Source organism: Sinorhizobium kostiense (assembly GCF_017874595.1).
GTDB classification, from domain to species: Bacteria; Pseudomonadota; Alphaproteobacteria; order Rhizobiales; family Rhizobiaceae; genus Sinorhizobium; species Sinorhizobium kostiense.
In genome coordinates, this window is record NZ_JAGILA010000016.1 from 1 (window position 1) to 4,910 (window position 4,910).

Genomic DNA, 4,910 nt, shown 5'->3' on the forward strand with positions numbered 1-4,910 from the left:
AGGAACCGCTCCGCCGTCAGCTCCGGGCGGTTGAGGTAGCCACGCGCCACTCCTGCCCCGCCGATATAGAGCTCGCCCACCGCCCCGAACGGAACTGGCTGGCCATGGTCGTCAAGCACATAGATCCGCGTGTTCGATATCGGACGCCCGATCGTCTCGACGACAGCCTGTCCTCTTGGCATGCAAATCCATGTCGAATAGGTCGTCGTCTCCGAGGGACCATAGAGATTGCAGATCGTCTGTGTAGACGTATTCTCAAAGAGCCTCTCGATCAGCGGGAGCTTCAAAGGTTCGCCCGCCAAATTAATAGCCTTTGCCGATTGCGGCACTGCCTGCTTGTCAAGGAGAGAAGTGATCGCCGACGGAACCGTGTTGATCAATGAGACATCCACCGGCGCTTGAGCCAGCTTCAGGGCATTCTCGACGAGATAGAGCGTGCCCCCGCGAGAAAGTGGCACGAAGCACTCGTAGACAGACAGATCGAAATTGATCGAAGTCGAAAACAGCATCCGGCTGGTCTCCGATCCGGCAAAAACGCTGTCGTTCCAATGCAGCAGGTTGACGGTGTTTGCATGCTCGACCATGACGCCCTTGGGGGTTCCGGTGGAGCCCGAGGTGTAGATGATGTAGGCGAGATGGCTGGGGGTCAGGCCGAGCGCATGCGGATCGGGATCCGACGCCGGCAGCCTCGCCGAGACCGGGGTGGCCGCATCGAGATCAATCACGCGGAGATCGGCGAGTGCCTCGGGGCCGAAGGCTTCGCGGCCGGCCGCATCGCAAAGCATGAGCCGCGGGGCGGCATCGTCGAGCACCTGCCGTAGCCGCGCGCAGGGATAGGCCGGATCGAGCGGCAGATAGGCGCCGCCCGCTTTCAGGATCGCCAGCAGTCCCACCACCATCGCCGGGCTGCGCTCGACGCAGATCGCCACCGGCTGGTCCGGCTTCACCCCAAGGCCGATCAGATGATGGGCGAGTCGGTTGGCCCGGCCATTGAGGGTACCATAGGAGATCGACTGCCCTTCGAAGACCACCGCCACTGCGTCGGGCGCCCGGCGCACCTGCGCCTCGAACAGCTCGTGCACGCACAGATCCGACGGATAGTCCGCTTCCGTCCGGTTCAGCTCCTTCAGCAGATATCGGCGCTCGTCGGCCGGCAGGATGTCGAGCTCGCGCACCGGCGTATTCGGCGCCCGTTCCAGCGCCTCCGCCAGCTGCTCGAGCGCCCGCTGCATGTAGCCGCAGATCCGGTCGGCAGAGATCGGCTCCACCACCTGCGCCGTCAGGCCGAGCGCCTCGCCAAAATCCTCCACCGCGAGCGTCACGGGATAATTGGTGCGTTCCTCGCTCCCCAGCCACTCGATGCCCGACAGGTCCTCATTGGTTGTCGAGCCGGCGGCCGGGGTGTTGTGACGGTAGTTCAACAGCGCGCCGAACAGCGGCGCCGGGGCTGCAACGCCGCTGCAGCGTTGCGCCAAGGCGAGCGAGGCATGCTCGTGCGCGAGCAGCTCGGAAAGCCGCGCATGTGTGGCCTGCACGCTCGCCGCAACCCCGGTTCCGTCGAGGTCGAGCCGCACAGGCAGGGTGTTGATGAACAGGCCCATCGTCCGGTCGGCGCCGGAGCCCGCATGCATGCGGCCGAACAGCACCGTGCCGAACACCACCTGTTCGCGGCCGCTGCTCAGCGCCACCACCTGGCCCCAGGCCAGATGGCAAAGGCTCGCCAGGCTCACCCTGAGCCGCCGCGCCTGGTCGCGCAGCCGATCGTTGAGCGCCTGCGGCAGCATCCGCTGCGCCTCGCCGGCCCCGCTGCCGTCGCCGCGAACCTCGCTCAGCCCGAACGGCAGGGTCGGCTCGTCGATATCGGCGAGCATCTTCCGGAAGAACTCCTCATGCGCCTTGGCATCCATGCCAAGCCGCGCCTGCGCCACCAGATTGCGGAACGGCTGCGGCGCCGCCAGCTCATGCGCGCGTCCCTCGAGCACGGCCTGGACCTCGGCATGCATCACTTCGGCCGTCGTGTGATCGCCGATCAGATGATGCTGCAGCTCCAGAAGCAGCCAGCGCTCGCTGCCAGGCTCGCGCGCGATCACGAAGCGCAACAAGGGCGCCCGGCCAAGATCGATGCGATAGTGGCGTGGATCGAAGCGGCGCCTCAACTGCTCGTGGCCGGGACCGCCATCTTCGTCCAGCTCGACCTCGCTCACCGCCAGCGGCGCCTTGCGCCACACCACCTGCGCCGGGCTCGACAGACCCTGCCAGACAAAGGCGGTGCGCAGGATGTCGTGCCGGTCGACCACCTGTTGAACCGCCGCAAGATAGCGGTCGAGCAGGGCCCGATCGGCAAAGGCCATTTGCGAGACCAGCAGATAGGGATCGCCCTCGGTTGCCAGCAGATGGTGGAACAGAATGCCGTCCTGCAGCGACGACAGGCCATAGATATCCTGGATGTTGCCGACGCCACCGGGCACCGTCGACACGATCCGGTCGATCTCTTTCTGGGTCAGATCGACCAGCGGCAGCATCTCTGGCGTGATCGCCTCACTCTCTTCGGTGATCCGGTTGGCCGGCACCGCCACCTCGTGGTGGCTGCCAAGGCTTGCGGCGAGATCGCAAAGCACCGGCCTGGCGAACAGGGTGCGCACCTCCACCCCGAGCGACTGCCGCCGCAGCCGCTCCATCAGCTGCACCGCCAATAATGAGTGGCCGCCGAGCTCGAAGAAGTTATCGTGGCGGCCGACCCGTTCGATGCCGAGCAGCTCTGCCCAGATCGCCGCCAGCAGCGTCTCGACCGCGCCCTGCGGCGCTTCATAGGCTCGCCGCGCATAAGCATCGTCGTCGGGAACCGGCAGCGCCTTGCGGTCGAGCTTGCCGTTCGGTGTCAGCGGCAGCGCTTCCAGCCGCACGAAGGCCGACGGCACCATGTAGTCCGGCAGCAGGCCACCGAGATGCGCCCGCAACGACGCGGCAAGCTCGGCGCCACCGGCCTCGTCCGACCCGTCCGCCGCCTTCGCAACCACATAGGCGACGAGCCGCTTGTCGCCGGCGCGATCCTCCCGCGCCACCACCACGGCCTCGCCGACAAGCTCGTGCTCGCAGAGCCGCGCAGCGATCTCGCCCGGCTCGATGCGGAAGCCGCGGATCTTCACCTGCTCGTCGTTGCGGCCCAAAAACTCGAGATTGCCATCCGGCAGATAGCGGGCCAGGTCGCCGGTCCGGTAGAGACGATCGCCTTGGACAAAGGCACTGGTGATGAACCGCTCCGCCGTCAGTTCGGGCCGATTGAGGTAGCCGCGCGCAACCCCTGCCCCGCCGATATAGAGCTCGCCAACCGTCCCGAACGGAACAGGCTGACCATGGTCGTCAAGCAGATAGAGCCGCGTGTTCGCGATTGGGCGGCCGATCGGCACATTTGTCGATGCGGAAAGGTCTGCGGGGATGTCATGGAAGGCACAACCGACAACCGCTTCCGTCGGGCCATACTCGTTGACCATTCTGGCAGCCGGCTGGATCTGACGCCATAGTTCGAGCGTCGACGACGACAATGCCTCGCCGCCAATGACGAACAGCTCCACCTGACTGGCATCTCCAGCCGACTGCAGCTGCTGCCCCAGAACATCCAGATGACTGGGAGTGATTTTGACCAGCCTGCGGCCTAAGCCAAGCTCTGCCTTAAGGTTCTCGGTTTCATTTCCCTTGGATACGAGATGTTCATGCCCACCACAGATAAGAGGCGTAAACAGACTGGTAATCGTAGCATCGAAGGCGAGCGAAGAGGAGACGACGGAGGAGGATATGGGAGCGTAGATCTCACGAGCCCAGCTTAGATAATTGGTCATCCCGCGATGCTCGACCATGACGCCCTTGGGCGTTCCGGTGGAGGCGGAGGTGTAGATGACGTAGGCGAGATGGCTGGGGGTGAGGCCGAGCGCACGCGGGTCCGGCTCCGACGCCGGCAGTTCCGCCCAGGCCGGGGTGGCCGCATCCAGATCAATCACGCTGAGATCGGCGAGTGCCTCGGCGCCCAGCGCTTCGCGGCCGGCGGCATCGCAAAGCATGAGTTGCGGGGCGGCATCGTTGAGCACCTGGTTGAGCCGCGCGCAGGGATAGGCCGGGTCGAGCGGCACATAGGCGCCGCCGGCCTTGAGGATCGCCAGTAGCCCCACCACCATCGCCGGGCTGCGCTCGACGCAGATCGCAATGCGCGCGTCCGGTTTCACCCCAAGCCCGATCAGATGATGGGCGAGCCGGTTGGCCCGGACATTGAGGGCACCATAGGAGATCGACTGCCCTTCGAAGACCACCGCCACGGCGTCCGGCGCCCGGCGCACCTGGGCCTCGAACAGTTCGTGGACGCACAGCTCCGAGGGATAATCCGCTTCCGTGCGGTTCAGTTCCTCCAGCAGATAGCGGCGCTCGTCGGCCGGCAGGATGTCGATGCGGCCGACCGGCTGCGCGGCATCGGCAACCATCGCCCGCAGCAGCGCCAGCAGGTAGCCGCGCTGCCGCTCGATCGTCGCCCGGTCGAACAGCGCCGTCGCATAACCCAGAGTCCCGGCGATGACCTCGCCCTGATCCCCCAGGTTCAGTTCCAGATCGAACTTGACCTGATCGAGCCCCTCCCCCGCGGCCTCTACCCGCAGCCCCGGCAGGTCCAATGACCCGCCGCTGTTGTTCTTCCAGGCCAACATCACCTGGAACAACGGCGTGTGATCAAGGGCGCGGGGCGGCTGGACGATCTCGACCACCTGCTCGAATGGCAGGTCCTGATGCTCCTGCGCGGCGAGTGCCGTGCGCCGCGTCCGCTCCAGCAGATCGGACACGCTCGGCTCGCCGGACAGATCGATGCGAACCGCCAGGGTGTTGACGAAGAAGCCGATCAGCTCCTCGACCTCGCGCCGGCCGCGATTGGC

At 65.8% G+C, this 4,910-nt stretch carries 1 protein-coding gene; it reads right to left on the bottom strand.

What is annotated here, in order from left to right:
• Positions 1-4,910: non-ribosomal peptide synthetase (locus tag J2Z31_RS29005; protein WP_209607212.1), on the bottom strand; the 4,910-nt coding region annotated here is incomplete at both ends.